General features: G+C 68.3%; 14 protein-coding genes and 1 pseudogene. 2 read left to right on the plus strand and 13 right to left on the minus strand.

All coding sequences use genetic code 11. From position 1 onward, the window contains the following. Positions 1 to 29 precede the first annotated feature (29 nt). The 13 genes and pseudogenes from gspF to ACZK33_RS13410 form a co-directional block, all read right to left on the minus strand. Positions 30 to 1,229: a type II secretion system inner membrane protein GspF gene (gspF, locus tag ACZK33_RS13350; RefSeq protein ID WP_423174240.1), complete on the minus strand. Its 1,200-nt coding sequence runs from the start codon at positions 1,227 to 1,229 to the stop codon at positions 30 to 32. A 7-nt stretch (positions 1,230 to 1,236) separates the two neighbouring features. Further along, a pseudogene (gene gspE / locus ACZK33_RS13355) lies at positions 1,237 to 2,671 on the minus strand (type II secretion system ATPase GspE). Further along, positions 2,668 to 5,049: a type II secretion system secretin GspD gene (gspD, locus tag ACZK33_RS13360; protein ID WP_423174238.1), complete on the minus strand. Its 2,382-nt coding sequence runs from the start codon at positions 5,047 to 5,049 to the stop codon at positions 2,668 to 2,670. The pseudogene gspE and the gene gspD overlap by 4 nt, the downstream one beginning before the upstream one ends. After that, positions 5,046 to 5,573, minus strand: a complete 528-nt coding sequence (gene gspM, locus ACZK33_RS13365) for a type II secretion system protein GspM (protein ID WP_423174237.1) — start codon at positions 5,571 to 5,573, stop codon at positions 5,046 to 5,048. The genes gspD and gspM overlap by 4 nt, the downstream gene beginning before the upstream one ends. Then, complete coding sequence (gspL, locus tag ACZK33_RS13370; RefSeq protein WP_423174236.1) at positions 5,570 to 6,733, minus strand: type II secretion system protein GspL; 1,164 nt, start codon at positions 6,731 to 6,733, stop codon at positions 5,570 to 5,572. Before gspL ends, gspM begins: the two co-directional genes overlap by 4 nt. Further along, positions 6,730 to 7,635, minus strand: coding sequence for a type II secretion system minor pseudopilin GspK (gspK, locus tag ACZK33_RS13375; protein ID WP_423174235.1), 906 nt, complete (start codon positions 7,633 to 7,635; stop codon positions 6,730 to 6,732). Before gspK ends, gspL begins: the two co-directional genes overlap by 4 nt. A gap of 9 nt (positions 7,636 to 7,644) precedes the next feature. Continuing rightward, on the minus strand, positions 7,645 to 8,082 hold the full coding sequence (gene gspG, locus ACZK33_RS13380) for a type II secretion system major pseudopilin GspG (protein WP_014037416.1): 438 nt from the start codon (positions 8,080 to 8,082) through the stop codon (positions 7,645 to 7,647). Positions 8,083 to 8,139: 57 nt separating this feature from the next. Next, positions 8,140 to 8,700 carry a hypothetical protein gene (locus ACZK33_RS13385; RefSeq protein WP_232527985.1) on the minus strand — a complete coding sequence of 187 codons (561 nt, stop codon included), beginning with the start codon at positions 8,698 to 8,700 and terminating at the stop codon, positions 8,140 to 8,142. A gap of 144 nt (positions 8,701 to 8,844) precedes the next feature. Beyond that, positions 8,845 to 9,396 (minus strand): hypothetical protein, encoded by a 552-nt coding sequence (locus tag ACZK33_RS13390; RefSeq protein WP_153855492.1) that lies wholly within the window; start codon positions 9,394 to 9,396, stop codon positions 8,845 to 8,847. Positions 9,397 to 9,454: 58 nt separating this feature from the next. Then, on the minus strand, positions 9,455 to 10,435 hold the full coding sequence (locus ACZK33_RS13395; RefSeq protein WP_182266213.1) for a FecR family protein: 981 nt from the start codon (positions 10,433 to 10,435) through the stop codon (positions 9,455 to 9,457). A 69-nt stretch (positions 10,436 to 10,504) separates the two neighbouring features. Then, entirely contained in the window at positions 10,505 to 11,035 is a 531-nt protein-coding gene (locus ACZK33_RS13400) for an RNA polymerase sigma factor (RefSeq protein WP_032128154.1), read from the minus strand. A gap of 16 nt (positions 11,036 to 11,051) precedes the next feature. Beyond that, a complete protein-coding gene (locus ACZK33_RS13405) occupies positions 11,052 to 11,732 on the minus strand; it encodes an STN domain-containing protein (RefSeq protein WP_182266214.1) in 681 nt (226 codons plus the stop codon). Between the two features lie 540 nt (positions 11,733 to 12,272). Continuing rightward, positions 12,273 to 12,737, minus strand: a complete 465-nt coding sequence (locus ACZK33_RS13410) for an Lrp/AsnC family transcriptional regulator (protein ID WP_005413654.1) — start codon at positions 12,735 to 12,737, stop codon at positions 12,273 to 12,275. 127 nt (positions 12,738 to 12,864) lie between these two features. Here ACZK33_RS13410 and ACZK33_RS13415 point away from each other — a divergent pair, with 127 nt between their 5' ends. Continuing rightward, positions 12,865 to 13,596 carry an AzlC family ABC transporter permease gene (locus ACZK33_RS13415; RefSeq protein WP_423174234.1) on the plus strand — a complete coding sequence of 244 codons (732 nt, stop codon included), beginning with the start codon at positions 12,865 to 12,867 and terminating at the stop codon, positions 13,594 to 13,596. Next, a complete protein-coding gene (locus ACZK33_RS13420) occupies positions 13,593 to 13,907 on the plus strand; it encodes an AzlD family protein (protein ID WP_049462743.1) in 315 nt (104 codons plus the stop codon). Before ACZK33_RS13415 ends, ACZK33_RS13420 begins: the two co-directional genes overlap by 4 nt. Positions 13,908 to 14,110 lie beyond the last annotated feature (203 nt).

Raw genomic sequence — 14,110 nt, forward strand, 5'->3', positions numbered from 1 at the left:
GCGGCGCTACCCGTGATGTCCGTTGCGCATCACTGCACCAGCTGGTTCATTTCCATGATCGGCATCAGCACGGCCAGCACGATGGTCAGCACCACGCCGCCCATCACCAGGATCATGGTCGGCTCCAGCAGCGCAGTCAGTGCCATCGCGCGACGTTCGATCTCGCGCGAGATGGTCTGCGCAGCGCGATCCAGCAGCGGTGCCAGCGAGCCGGTCTTCTCACCGCTGACCACCAGGTGCACCAGGATCGGCGGATACACCTTCTGCACCTTCAGCGCAGCACCCAGCGCCGCACCTTCGCGCACGCGCGCAGACACGTCATCGGCACAGCGCGCCAGCAGCGCGTTTCCTAGGGTCTGTCGCGCCGCTTCCAGTGCACGCAGCAGCGGCACACCGGCATCCAGCAGGATCGCCAGGGTCGAGGCAAAGCGCGCACTGTTCACACCCAGTACGAAACGCCCGACCATCGGCACCCGCAGCAGCATCGCGTCCCAGCGCAGGCGCAGCTCGGGCTTGCGCAGAGCCAACCGCCATGCCACCACCAACGCAGCGATGCCGAGCCCCGCCCACACTCCCCAGCTGCGAACGAATGCACTGGCCGCCAGCATCACCTGGGTCAGCATCGGCAGCGTTTGCCGTGCCTGCACGAACGCGGTCACCACCTGCGGCACCACATAGCTGAGCAGGAAGACCACGATCGCCACCGACACCAGGCTGATCGCCGCCGGATAGATGAAAGCCGTCAGTACCTTGGCCTGCAGCGCATTGCGTTCTTCGATGTAGTCGGCCAAGCGCTCCATCACCCGCGCAAGATCACCTGAGTCTTCGCCCGCGCCCACGAGTGCCCGGTAGATCGGCGGAAAATCGCGTGGCCGCGCTGCCAATGCAACAGTCAGGCGCTGGCCAGCGCGTACATCGGCACGAACGGCAGTAAGCGCCTGCGCGACATGCGGGCGCTCGGCCTGTTCGATGACCGCGCTCAACGCGCCTTCCAGCGGCAGGCTTGCAGCCAACAGGCTGGCCAGCTGACGCGTGGCCCACGCCAGCTCGCTTGCCGAAAGCCTCCGCGCGCCCCAGCCACCGCCCGCACTGCGCGCCGGGCTTACCTGCACAGGGGTCAAGCCACGACCGCGCAGCAGCTGGCGCGCGCCGCGCGGGCTGTCGGCGTCCAGCTGACCCTTCTCGATGCGGCCCTGCGCGTTGGCGGCCTGGTAGTCGAACAGCGCCATGCAAGCCTCAGTCGTCGCCGGTGACGCGCAGGATCTCTTCCAGCGTGGTCACCCCGCTGTCGACCCAGCGCTGACCGTCCTGGCGCAACGTCCGCATGCCAGCACGTCGTGCCGCCTCGCGCAGCGCAGGGTTCCCCCTGCCCTTCGTGGATCAGCGCACGCACGCGGTCGTCGACCACGAACAGTTCGTGGATACCGGTGCGTCCCCGGTAGCCGCTGTTGGCACAGGCCGCGCAGCCCACCGCACGCCACATGGTACGGCCCTCGTCGTCCACCTCGACGCGCCGGCACTGCGTGCATAGCCGCCGCACCAGCCGCTGCGCCAGCACGCCGCGCAGCGACGAGGCCAGCAGGAACGGTTCCACGCCCATGTCGGCCAGGCGGGTCACCGCCGAGATCGCGTCGTTGGTGTGCAGGGAGGCCAGTACGCCATGGCCGGTCAACGACGACTGCACCGCAATCTGCGCGGTCTCCAGGTCGCGGATCTCACCGATCATGATGGTGTCCGGATCCTGGCGCAGGATCGCGCGCAGCGCCGTGCCGAAGCTCATGCCGATACGCGCGTTGACTTGGATCTGGCCGATGCCGGCGAAGTCATACTCCACCGGGTCTTCCACGGTGAGGATGTTGCTGGTGCTGCTGTCGAGCTGGCCCAGCGCGGCGTACAGCGAGGTGGTCTTGCCGCTGCCGGTCGGGCCGGTGACCAGCACGATGCCATGCGGCTGCCGGATCAATCCGGTGAACGTGGCCAGGGTGTCATCGGCCATGCCCAGGCGCTGCAGCTGCAGACGGCCGGCATCCTTCTCCAGCAGTCGCAGCACGGCGCGCTCGCCATGCCCGGTCGGCACCGTGGAGACGCGGATGTCCAACGGACGCCCACCCACCCGGATCGCGATGCGCCCGTCCTGCGGCAGCCGCTTCTCGGCGATGTCCAGGTGGGCCATGATCTTGATGCGCGACACCAGCGCCGCGTGCAGTGCGCGCCGTGGCTGCACCATGTCGCGCAGGGTGCCGTCCACCCGGTAGCGCACCACCGAATGGGTCTCGAACGGCTCGATGTGCAGATCGCTGGCGCCATCGCGTGCGGCCTGTGCCAGCAGCGCGTTGATCATGCGGATCACCGGCGCATCGTCCTGTGCATCCAGCAGATCGGTGACCTCCGGCATGTCCTGCATCAGCCGGTCCAGATCCACTTCACTTTCAGCAGCCCCGACCACGGCAGCGGCATCGCCGCCGTCACGGTACTGCTCACCCAGCCGCTGCTGCCAGGTCGCGGCATCCAGCGCCTGGAACGGCAGCGGGCCATGCCGTCGGCGCAGTTCGGCCACGGCCCACGCCGCGGTGTCGGCGGTGCCCAGCAGCACCGACTCGCCGCCAACTTCGGACAGCATCACGCCATGGCTGCGCACCCAGGCGTACGGCAGTGACGCGGCGGCGCTCACGGCCCGATCACCAGTTCCGGCGTGTATCCCAGCCCGCGCAGCTGCTGCAACGCCGGATCCAGCGTCGCCGGGTCGCGCGGCAATCGCACCCGCAGGCGTTGCCCGCTCTCGCCGGGCGTCGCTTCGGCATAGGCCTGCAGGCCCAGTGCACGCACCTGCGCAACGCCCTGGCTGGCACGCGCCGGGTCCAGCCCCTGCGCGAACTGCACCAGCTGCGCATCGCCGTCACCGGACGGGTACAGCGCCGCCAGGCTGCTGTTCTGCAGCGGCTGGCCCTGGCCATCGCGTGCATTGCCCTGGCCGAGTACAGACAGGTCCTGCGGCGGCAGCTGCGGTGCCGACAGCGCCGGCAGCGCCCAGCTCTGCACCGGCTGCGCACCGGCCTGCGCGTTGCGCATGTAGTCGTAGCGGTCGCGGGTCAGGCGCTGGCCGGCGGCCGGATCGCGCACCACGTGCGGGCGCAGGAACACCATCAGGTTGGTCTTGGCGCGCTTGCGGGTATCACTGCGGAACAAGGCGCCCAGCACCGGGATCTTTCCCAGCCCCGGCACCGCATCACGGCCGTGGCTCACACTGTCTTCCAGCAGGCCACCCAACACCATGATCTGGCCATCGTCTAGCAGCACGCTGGTATCCAGGGCGCGCTTGTTGGTGATGATGCCGGCCGTGCTGTTCGCGCTCTGCGCGTCGATGCTGCTGACTTCCTGGTAGATGTCCAGCTTCACCGTGCCGCCCTCGGAGATCTGCGGGCGCACCCGCAGCTTCAGGCCCACGTCCTCGCGCACGATGGTCTGGAACGGGTTGTTGCTGCCGCCACCACCGTCGGTCACGTAGCGGCCGCTGACGAACGGCACGGTCTGCCCGACCATGATGCTGGCCGCTTCGTTGTCCAGCGTCATCAGGTTCGGCGTGGACAGGATGTTGGCACCGCCCTTGCTCTGCAGCGCGTTGGCCAACGCCTTCATGTTGAGGATCTGGCCGACGCCGGGCAGGTTGATGGTGCCGTCGATGACGCCGATCTTCAGGCCATCCTTGGGCAGCACGTCCAGGGTGGTGCGTGCGGTGGTGTTCAGCCCGCTGCCACCGGTGGTGCCGCCGAAGTGGGTGCCGCCGAAGGTGCGGCCATTGCCCAGCATCCACTGCACGCCCAGTTCGGCCGCGTCGGTCTGGTTGACCTCCACGATGAGGCTTTCCACCAGCACCTGTGCACGGCGCTGGTCGAGCTGGTCGATCACCCGCCGAAGGTTGCGGTAGACCGGCTCCGGCGCCGAGATCAGCAGCGTGTTGGTGGCCACGTCGGCCTGCACCGAAATGCCGTTCTGGCTGAAGCCGGTACTGCCGGCGTCGATCGGATCACGGCGATTCGGATCCAGCCGTTGTGATTCCAGTGCATTGCCACCGGTCTTGGCCTGCTGTGACTGAGACGGCTGCGACGGTGTGGCGCGGTTGGCGTCACCCGGCAGTGGCGTGATGCCTTCGTTGCTGCCCATTGCCGGTGCATCGCTCTGCCCGGCCACCACGCCGCGCAGCACGCCGGCGAGCTGATTGGCCTGGGCATTGCGCAGATAGACCACATGCAGGTTGCCGGACTCGTCCTGCGCGCGGTCCAGCTTCTCCACCAACTGCCGCGCCAGGCGCGTTCGGCCCGGGCTGCTGGAACGCAGCAGCACGCTGTTGCTGCGGGGGTCGGCCATCACCACCACCTTCTGGCTGGGCTCGGCGCCCTGCGCATCCAGCAACGGCGCGACCATCGCTGCCACGTCAACGGCAATACCCTGCTGCAGCTTCACCACATCGGTGTCCATGCCAGCCGGTGTATCGACGCTGGCGATCACCCGCGCGATGCGCTCCAGGTTGTCGGCATAGTCGGTGATCACCAGGGTGTTGTTGCCCGGGTTGGCGGTGATCGGATTGTCCGGGCTGATCATCGGCCGCAGCACCGCCACCAGCGCGGCTGCGTTCTCGTAGCGCAGCGCGAAGGTGCGCGTGGCCACCTCGCCGCCGGCCCCGCCCGCGCCCACACGGCCACCGAGCAGCTTGGCCTCGGCCTGCGGCACCACCCGGCTGACACCGCCGTTCTCGACCACGGCAAAGCCACGCATGCGCAGTGCGCCCAGCAGCAGCTGGTAGGCCTGGGAACGGCTGACCGGGCCATCGGAGACCACGGTCATCTTGCCGGTCACCCGCGGGTCGACCAGGAACTGGCGACCGGTGAAGCGCGCCGCCATGCGCAGTACGCCGCCGATATCGGTATCCACCAGGTTCAACTGCACCGGTTCATCGGGGGCCTCCTGCGCCTGTGCCGGTGCAACAACGTGAGCGCCACCCACGATCAGGGCCAGTACAGTGCTGCAGGCAAGGCTGCGCATCGCCCTCATGAATGGCCACCCGCAGTGAGTGCCATCACGATGTTTCCGGATATCCGTGCCGCCGGCATGTTCGCATCCCCTGTGCGTGTCAGTTGCAGTTGCTGCAGTTCGATGGCCGGATCGGCCAGCACGGGCAGCAGCCAGTTCCACAGTGCGTCAGCAGGTACGGCCTGCACCTGCAGGTGCCAACGCCCGTCGCGTGCTTCGACATGCAGTCCATCGGCGAGGCCGGCGGACTTGATTCCATTACGCAGCGCGGCCAGCGTCGGGCGCTGCCCCTGCACCTGCTGCTGGCGTTCGCGTGCACGCAGCAGCGGCGCCAGTGCGCGCGCCTGCGCCTGCAGCCGCGGCAGCTCAGCCTGCCAGTACGCACGCTGTTTCAGCAGCGGCTCCAGCCAGAATGACCACAGCCCCGCTGCCAGCAGCGCCAGCACCATCACCCACAGCATCCAGCGGTCGCGCGGCGGCAGGTGCTGCCAGCGTCGCTGCAGACCGGCCACACCCTCGCCCAGGCGCACGGCTCTGGCGGTCACTGTCCGCCCCCGCTCACGCGCAGGCGTCCACCGGCCTCGCGCGCCAGCTGCAGGCCCTGCGCCTGCGCCGCCTGCTGCCACCGCTCCAGCCGCTGTGCGTCATTGGCTGCTGCCTGCATATCGGCGTCCAGCTCCAGTTCCAGCTGGCCGGGTTGATAGCGCAGGCCGCGCACCTGGCCGCCCAACTCCGGAATCGCCTGCAGCGTCGTTGCGACCTGCCGCTGCACCGGTGGCAACGGCGGCGCCGGCAACGGCACGGCCAGCGCGCGCCGCGCCTGCAGCACCGGGTCCACCACATCGGTGATCTCCGGAAAGTGCGAGCTGAACTGCCGCACCATGTCCTGCTGCAACGCCTCGCCCTCGCTGCGCCAGCGCGAGACCTGCAGCTGCAGCCCAAGCGCAGCCAGCAACACCGCCGCTAATGCGAGGCCGATCGCCACGCGGGGTGCCTGCCTGCTGCGACCCGGCAGTGGCAACGACCACGCTGGCACGGGTCCGCATGCCTGCCGTTCATGCGCGACCACGGTGGCCGGCAGGTTCTCCGGCCACGCCGACGGCACGCTGTCGATCCATTGCACGGCCTGCACGCCGGCCTGCTGCAGGCGCACGGCCAGGGCTTGCATCACGGCACACGCGTCACGTCCGCCATACCATTGGACGAACCCACGATCGCGCCCGCTGCGCACCAGCAGGTGCTCGCCGCTGACCTGCAGCGTGGCCTGTCCGTCCTGCCACGGCAGCAGCAGCGGCGTCGGATACAGCGCCTGCAGCTGCAGTGCGCACGAGGCCAGCAGCTGCTGCGCCTGCAGGACCGCCTGCTGGCCGAGCCAGGCCACCGGAACGGTACCGTCAGCCGCCTGTGCACCGTGTGCCAGCGCCACCTCCTGCAGGTCATCCAGCAGCATCGCCTCTACTTCGCCCTGCAATGCGGCCTGCAGCCTGCGGCCCGACAGCGGCGGCAGCTGCAGTTCCAGCAGGATCAGGTCCTGCGGATCGAGACAGGCCAGCACCTCGGCCTGCGGATGACGTTGCCCGAGCACGGCCAAGCCCTCGCGGCCATGGGCCAGCACCCCACCCTTGTGCATCTGCGCCCACTCGACCGTACTGTCGGCGCGCAGGTGTTCCAGCGCCGGCAGGCGCACCCTCAGCTGCACGCTCATGCTCCAATCCTCGTCCACACACGCTGCACGCGCACACTGTCATCGCGGTACTCGCGCCAGATCAGGGCCCGGAAGTCGACCGCATTGCCATCGGCCTGTACCTGGCCGACGGCAAGGAACCACTCGCTATGAATGCCAAGCGGCACCACGGCCATCTGCGCGTTGCTCAGTTGCAGTCGATTGGCGATATCGCCGCGGTTGAGCAGCCAGTGGCCACCGTCGCGCTCACCGAGTAGCGCCTGCAGGCGCCCCGGCTCCACGCCGGGAGTGACCGCCTGCAACACGCTGATGTCACTGGTGTTGGCATTGACCAGGGTCTGGGCCGGCAGCACCACGGTGCGCCGTGCCAGTGCCTGCACCGCCACTGGGTCGGCGCCCGCCAGGGCCTGCTCGATCAGCGATTCACGCGGCAACGGCGCCTGCGCCTGCAGGTCGCCATCACGCAGCCGCGCCTGAATGTGGTCGGCAGCAGATGCACAGGCACCCAGCCCCAGTCCCTGCCCGGCACACAGCGAGATGAACGCGCGCCGTGCCTCCGGGTCCGGCTTGCCATAGGCCAGCAGGTTGCGCAGGTTGAACATGGACTGTGCATCGACCAGCTGCAACTGCACCGGCAGCGGCGCCTGCAGCGTCAGTGGACGCGCCCAACGGCCGCTGCGCACCGTGGTCAACTGCTCCTTTACATCGTCACGCAGCTGCTGCGCCGCGCGCTCCAGGGTGGCATCGACCGCCATGCGCACCTGCGCACGCAGCTGGTCGCCACGCAGCGCACGCAGCTGTGCCGACTGCCGGGTCAGCAGTGCAGTGGCAATCACCGCCACCAATGCCACCACCAGCAGGGCGACGATCACCGCCATGCCGCGCTGGCGGGTGCACGGGACCGAACGCGTCCGGGCTGTCATCTGCACGCCTCACAGCTGCCAGGAGCCGATGTCCGCGTTCCCGGCGTCGCCACCGGGCTTGCTGTCCGCACCCAGCGAGAACACATCGATGTCGCCATGGGTTCCGGGAATCTGGTACTGGTACGGATGGCCCCATGGGTCATTCGGCAGGCGATCCAGATACGGTGTCACCGGCATCGCACCGCTGCCCTGCGGCGGCTTCACCAGCGCCTGCAGGCCCTGTTCGGCGCTGGGATAGCGACCGTTGTCCAGCTTGAACAACTTCAATGCCTGCATCAGCGCCGCGATGTCCTGGCGCGCCGCCACCACGCGCGCCTGGTCGGGACGGTCCATCAACCGCGGCACGATCAATGCCGCGAGAATGCCGATGATCACCACCACCACCATGATCTCGATCAGGCTGAAGCCCTGCTGCCGAGCCCTGCGACCACCCACCTGCCTTGCCATTGTTCCGCCCTCGTCATCCTGGAAGAGACCGCTGTGCCATGGTCAGCGGTGCATGTGTCAGTACGATAAACATCCGCCTGCTATTCGCTGCGCGTGTGCCTGTGCAGGCGCAGCACGTGCCGCAGGTACACATGCAGACTCGAACAAGTGCTGTGGCACGCTGGCCAGCGCATCGTCGATGCAGCCGCGCAGCAACGGGTGCGCGCAGGCCTGCAGCAGGCGTACGCACTGCATCGGCGACCACGCTGTTCCATGATCGAGGCCGATGAACATCCGGTAGGCCTGGTGGTAGCGCAGGTCGTCGTACACGCGCTGCGCACTGTTGAGATCACGCACGACCACCAGCAACGCCGCACGTTGCAGCTGCCGCACATCGCCCGCGTCAAGCGGCAGCGCGTTCATGGCCGCTTCGGGCCAGGGCCGCAGCTGCAGATCGAGGGCGCGCCGCAGCGCGGCCAGCGGATGCGCGCTGCTGTCCAGTGCCGCCCAGCGCGCCGCATCGGCCCAGGCATCACTGGACAGCACCCAGACCCACGAGTGCCCATAGCGCTGCACGTTCACAGGCGTGTGCCGAGCCTGCTCCAGCGACTGGCTCAGGTGGCGATCCAGTTCCAGCATGCTGATCCTGCGACTATCTGCCATCGGCGCCGCCCGTGCTCCACGACGCGTGGTGCGTCGTACTCTGGAGAAGACGTCAGCAAGGCAGGCGAAGCGACAACGCGAATGCGTCTCTGTGCGCTGCGTGGCGCTTCATCAGCAACGTCATCGCAGCGTCATCTGCCTGCAGGCTTCGCGCTCCAGTCGCGGCGCTTCGCCCCCGCAACGGCGCGCCAGTATCGCCACATCGCTGCGTGCGGCGAACGTTGTCAGCGCATTGGACATATCCACGTCATCGCACCATGACGCCATCGCAACACGCAGCGCCGGCAGCTGCCAGCCATCCATCACGCCATGGGTGCCGGCCACGAACCAGTGCCAAAGACGATGGTGCTGCACCTGTTCGTGCAGTTGCACGAGATCGTCGATGCCGTGCATGCCCATCAGCAGCAGCACGCGCGCCATCGCCGCAGGCGGCAGCGTGCCGGCCTCAGCGAGGGGCAGCACCTGCTGCTGCAGCCGCAACAGCATCGCCAACGGGTGGGACTGCGGATCGAACTCCAGCAGAACGGCCTGTTGCTGCCATTGCGCATCGGATACCACGCACACCCACGGCGATCCATAGCGATGCACCATCAAAGGCCGTCGCTGCGTGGTTTCCAGCAGCGCCGACAGGTTGCGGCGCAGATCCAGCACACCGATGGTCTCGTTGCGCATCCTTGGCGTCTCCTTGCTTGCAACAGCCCTGCGCGGCGCGCACGGCCAGCGTCTTCACCTAACCAAGGACGGCAATGCCACCCGGAAAGCGACGCAGATCCAGCGACATCGTCAGTCGCAGCTGCTCCAGCGCCGCGTCCGGATCATCGATGCGGAAGCGGCCGCTGACCGGGGCCCGCGCCAATGCCGATTCGCCCAGCAGCACCTTGCCGCGGCGGTAGCGGTTGATTTCATCCACCACCTCGCGCAATGGAGCGCGACGGAACACCAGCATGCCCTCGGTCCAGGCGCTCACTTCCGAGGCCAGGGCTTCGGCCACCACGCCACTGAGGCGCTCGTCGTATTGGGTCTGCTGGCCCGCCTGCAGCTGCAGGCGGCCCTGCGGGTGCTCGATGCGGGCGCTGCCCTGCAGGCAGGTCACCCGTACCTGGCCGTGGGTGTTGCGGACGTCCAGGCGCACCGCACCTTCATCGGCGATCACGCAGCCCGGCCCCGCGAATAGGGCGAGGCGCAGGCCTGCCTGGGTTTCGATCGCGGCCTGGCCCTGCACCAGCTCGAAGCCTTCGCCTAGCGTGTCCGAACGACGGCGCAGGCTGCTCTGTGTATCCAGTTCGATCTTCAGCTGCGGCAAGGGCGCGATCTGCAGTCGCTCACCGGTGCCGGTGTGGAAATCGGCCGCCATCGCCGTCACCGAGGGCCACAGCCCCAGCGGCGGGCGGATCGCCGCCACCACCACCAGGCTGGCCGGTGCGGCAATCGCGGCGCCCAGGAAGGCGCGCCGGCTCCAGCGCTGGGACGGCGTCGGCGCGACCGGCTGGCGCGCAGCGGCGGGCAGCTGTTCGCCTGCCAGGCGTACCTGCTCCCATTGCCGGCGCGCACGGCCGAATGCTTCCCGATGACGCGGGTCAGCCTCGCACCACTCGCGGAACCTGCGCCCATCGGCGGCGGTCGCCTCGCCCGAGGTCAGCCGCACCACCCACGCGTGGGCCTGACGCTCGACGGCATCCAGCGGGCGTTGCGGGCGATCGTCAGGATCCATGGGGGCTCATGCCGGACCCGCACGCTGCGGGGTTCTGCTCGGCGTCAAAGTGTAGACGGATGCCGCCGCTCAGAACCGCACCTGACGCCCCTGTCCGCTGCGCTCGGCCAGGTAGTCCTGGGCCGCTTTCAGCTCGCGCTGCACAAGCCGCAGCGACACGCCCAGCTGGTCGGCGACGTCGCGCTGCTGCAGGCCATCGACGCGGATCGCCAGCAGGATGCGGCGTCGGCGCTCGGGCATGCGCTGCAGCAGGCCGACCATGTCCTCCAGCGCGAAATCCAGTTCGGCCGCCTGCGCCGGGCCCGGTGCAGGGTCGGCCATCTCCATCAGCGTATCCACCTCTTCCAGGCTCAGCAGGCGGTGGTCGGCACGCTGGCGGTCGATCACCGTGTTCATCGCCATGCGCAGCAGGTAGGCCGCGGGGTTCTGCACCGCATCCAGGCGGTCACGGCGCGCACTCAGGCGCATCCAGGTGTCCTGCAGCGCATCGCCGGCCAGCTCCTCCGAGCCCAGCTTGCGCACCAGGCGGCGCTTCAGCTCGTCGTAGGCCCCCAGAAGGTGGTCCATCAGGTCAACTGCCCCAGCCGTACCGTTGCTCATGTTCGAATCCTTGAAGTCATGGAAGGGGCGCGCGCCGGCCACAGTCGTGGTCGGTGCCGGAAGGTCGGATCTGCAGGGTCACCGGCTGCGGCAGCGCGGCGGCATCGGGCGCCAGTACCAGGCCGTGCAGCGCGTGAAGCAGGCGCGCATCGCGGCGGGCACTTCCGCTGCCCGACAGCAGCTCGGGCTGCTGCACCCGGCCCTCGCCGTCGACGCGGAAGCGCAGCGTTGCGGCATAGCGGCCGGGCGCGATCTCGGGGTCGTCACAGAACGCCGCACGCAGCCGCTGCTGCAGGCCACCGTAGCGACGTCGACGTTCGGCATCCGGGAGCTCGGCGCCAATACCGGGTTCGGCTGCCGCGGGCGTGCCCCGGCGCAGCACCACGCGCTGCTCGCCGATCACCTCGGCCTCGATACCGGAATCCTGCAGCAGCATCTGCAAGGCAGGCAGCGGCGCGAGGCTGGCGCGCAGCGCATGGCTGCTACGGCCCGCGGCAAGATCGCCCGGGTACATCACCGACCACCCGCTGATGACGCTGAAGCGCTCGACCGCCTGCTCCAGCGGTTGCGCAGGGATGTCGTAGGCATGAACACCGTCCTGCGCCACAGCGGCAAAGGACAGCAGCAGCCATGCGGCGATGGCCACCTTCCAATTTCTGACCGCATGGTGTCCATTCAGCCCCCTGACGTAGAACACATGACCCTCGGCAGCGACAGCAGCTGCAGTGGACGCGCGCCACGACCGGAACCCCGACCCGCGCGCGACCAGCAAGCGGGCTCAAACCGTACCGGGGGCACATGTCATTGCGATGACCGCCGCCCACGGCTGGTAGCGCAACTGGCTCCATGAAGCCAGTCATGCATCAGGCATCAATGAGTCGAACAGACCACGTCATCCACGCCTGGGGCAGAGCCCGTTGCGCCGCAACAGGATCCGACCCCGTGCCGACCAAATCGTGTCGACCAAGGTCGACACCCACCAAGAGCAGCTCATGCCGTTCCGACAGATCGCGGGGAACTGTCGAAGGCGGGGTGGGTCCGGTTGCGGGGGCGTGAGCCGCATGGATGCGGCGACCGAGCTTACATGGACGTACTTGCAGCGTCCCCCGCAATCGGACCCACCCCGCCATCCCTCAGTAGGCCTGCCGTTGCTGTTGCTGTTGCTCCTGACGTTGCCGGCCAGCGGCCGGCACTACCGCGGGTGCCGGGTGCAACCCGGCCGGAAACCACCCATTCCTCAAAGCGGCAACTGGGTCGTCTGCTTGATCCGCTGCATCGGGATCTCGGTCTTGGTGTTCTGCACCCCGGCAATCCGGTTCAGGTGCTGCATCTGGAACTGCCGGTAGGCATCCAGATCGGCCACCGCCACCCGCAGTAGGAAATCGCAGTCGCCCGCCATCAGATGGCATTCAAGCACTTCCGGGAACGACTTGATGCTGTTGATGAAGTGATTGGTGGTGTCCTCGTCCTGCCCGCGGAGCCAGACCCGCACGAACACCGTGAAGCCACGCCCCACCTTGGCCTCATTCAGCAGGGCAACGTAGCGGTCGATGTAGCCGCCCTCCTCCAGCAGCCGCACCCGCCGCAGGCAGGCCGAGGGCGAAAGGCCCACCAGCCGGGCCAGCTCCAGGTTCTGCAGCCGTCCGTCACGCTGCAGGGCATCGAGGATGCGGCGATCGAGGTTGTCGAGCTGATACTGCACGGGATTTCACCTTTGGCGACCTTCGCCGCATGGAATCTCAATATTCCCGAATTGAATGGCATCAACGCAACCCGATTTCGCGATTGGACCGCTAGCATGGGCCACCCCCACCTCGTTGTGCCGTTCCATGGACGCCCGTACCACCCTCCCCCTGCCCGACACCTGCGATACCGCGCCGCGTGCCGAATTCCTGCGCGGACTGCGCGCTGCCGTGCCGGTGATGATCGGCTTCATTCCCTTTGCCCTGGTGCTCGGCGCCCAGGCCGCGCAGAAGGGCCTGAGCGCACTGGAAGTGCCGCTGATGACCGGCCTCAACTTCGCCGGCGGCTCGGAATTCGCCGCCGTCGAACTGTGGACCTCGCCGCCGCATATCGCGCTGATCGTGGCGATCACCGCGCTGGTCAACAGCCGCCACCTGCTGATGGGCGCCAGCCTGGCCCCGCTGCTGCAGCATCTGCCGCGCCGTCGCGTGCTGCCGGCCCTGTTCTTCATGTGCGACGAAAGCTGGGCGATGGGCGTGGCCGATGCGCGCCGCCGTGCGCTCGGCTTCAGCCTTTCCTACTACCTGGGCGTCTCGGCCGGCCTGTACACGGTCTGGGTAGCCTGTACCGCGCTGGGCGCGATCGTCGGCCCGATGCTGGGCGACATCCACGCCTATGGTTTTGACATGGCCTTCCCGGCCGTGTTCCTGGTGCTGCTGCGCGGCATGTGGCAGGGCATGAAGGCCGCGCGGCCGTGGCTGGTCAGCCTGGTGGTGGCCGCGGCCACCTATCTGCTGATCCCGGGCGCGTGGTACGTGGCCAGCGGCGCATTGGCCGGCCTGGCCGCGGCCTGGCTGCTGGCGGAGGACGCGGCATGATCTTCAACGGACTGATCCACTGGACCTCGGTGCTGACCATCGTGCTGATGGCCGCGGCGACCTACCTGACCCGCATCGTCGGCTTTCTCGCTCTGCGTAACCGCACGTTGAGCAAGCGCGCGGTGACGGTGATGGAAGCCGCGCCGGGCTGCGTGCTGATCTCGGTGATCGCCCCGGACTTCGTTGCCGACAAGCCGGCTGATCTGGCCGCGCTCGCCATCACGCTACTGGTCGCCACGCGCTTTTCAATGTTGCCCACGGTGTTGATCGGCGTGGTTTCTGCGGGTGTGTTGCGTTATCTGATGGGCTGATACCTCTTCGCCGGGCATGGCCCGGCGCTACACTTGTACCGCCACCCTGATAGCGCCGGGCCATGCCCGGCGGCCCCCCCCTGCGACACCCGGTCGCAGCCGATCTAGCCACCCGCTTGACCAATGTCAAACCGCCCGCCACCGCGCGGGCGTATCTCTATGCAGGAACCCAATACGCCGGCGTTACCGGCATCCAAAGGACC

Source organism: Stenotrophomonas sp. 86156_Sma (genome assembly GCF_056481625.1).

What these genes read in the sequence shown, in the direction of transcription:
- gspF (WP_423174240.1), bottom strand. Translation starts at nt 1,229, where the DNA reads ATGGCGCTGTTCGACTACCAGGCCGCCAACGCGCAGGGCCGCATCGAG.
- gspD (WP_423174238.1), bottom strand. Translation starts at nt 5,049, where the DNA reads ATGAGGGCGATGCGCAGCCTTGCCTGCAGCACTGTACTGGCCCTGATC.
- gspL (WP_423174236.1), bottom strand. Translation starts at nt 6,733, where the DNA reads ATGAGCGTGCAGCTGAGGGTGCGCCTGCCGGCGCTGGAACACCTGCGC.
- gspK (WP_423174235.1), bottom strand. Translation starts at nt 7,635, where the DNA reads ATGACAGCCCGGACGCGTTCGGTCCCGTGCACCCGCCAGCGCGGCATG.
- gspG (WP_014037416.1), bottom strand. Translation starts at nt 8,082, where the DNA reads ATGGCAAGGCAGGTGGGTGGTCGCAGGGCTCGGCAGCAGGGCTTCAGC.
- ACZK33_RS13385 (WP_232527985.1), bottom strand. Translation starts at nt 8,700, where the DNA reads ATGCTGGAACTGGATCGCCACCTGAGCCAGTCGCTGGAGCAGGCTCGG.
- ACZK33_RS13390 (WP_153855492.1), bottom strand. Translation starts at nt 9,396, where the DNA reads ATGCGCAACGAGACCATCGGTGTGCTGGATCTGCGCCGCAACCTGTCG.
- ACZK33_RS13395 (WP_182266213.1), bottom strand. Translation starts at nt 10,435, where the DNA reads ATGGATCCTGACGATCGCCCGCAACGCCCGCTGGATGCCGTCGAGCGT.
- ACZK33_RS13400 (WP_032128154.1), bottom strand. Translation starts at nt 11,035, where the DNA reads ATGAGCAACGGTACGGCTGGGGCAGTTGACCTGATGGACCACCTTCTG.
- ACZK33_RS13415 (WP_423174234.1), top strand. Translation starts at nt 12,865, where the DNA reads ATGGACGCCCGTACCACCCTCCCCCTGCCCGACACCTGCGATACCGCG.
- ACZK33_RS13420 (WP_049462743.1), top strand. Translation starts at nt 13,593, where the DNA reads ATGATCTTCAACGGACTGATCCACTGGACCTCGGTGCTGACCATCGTG.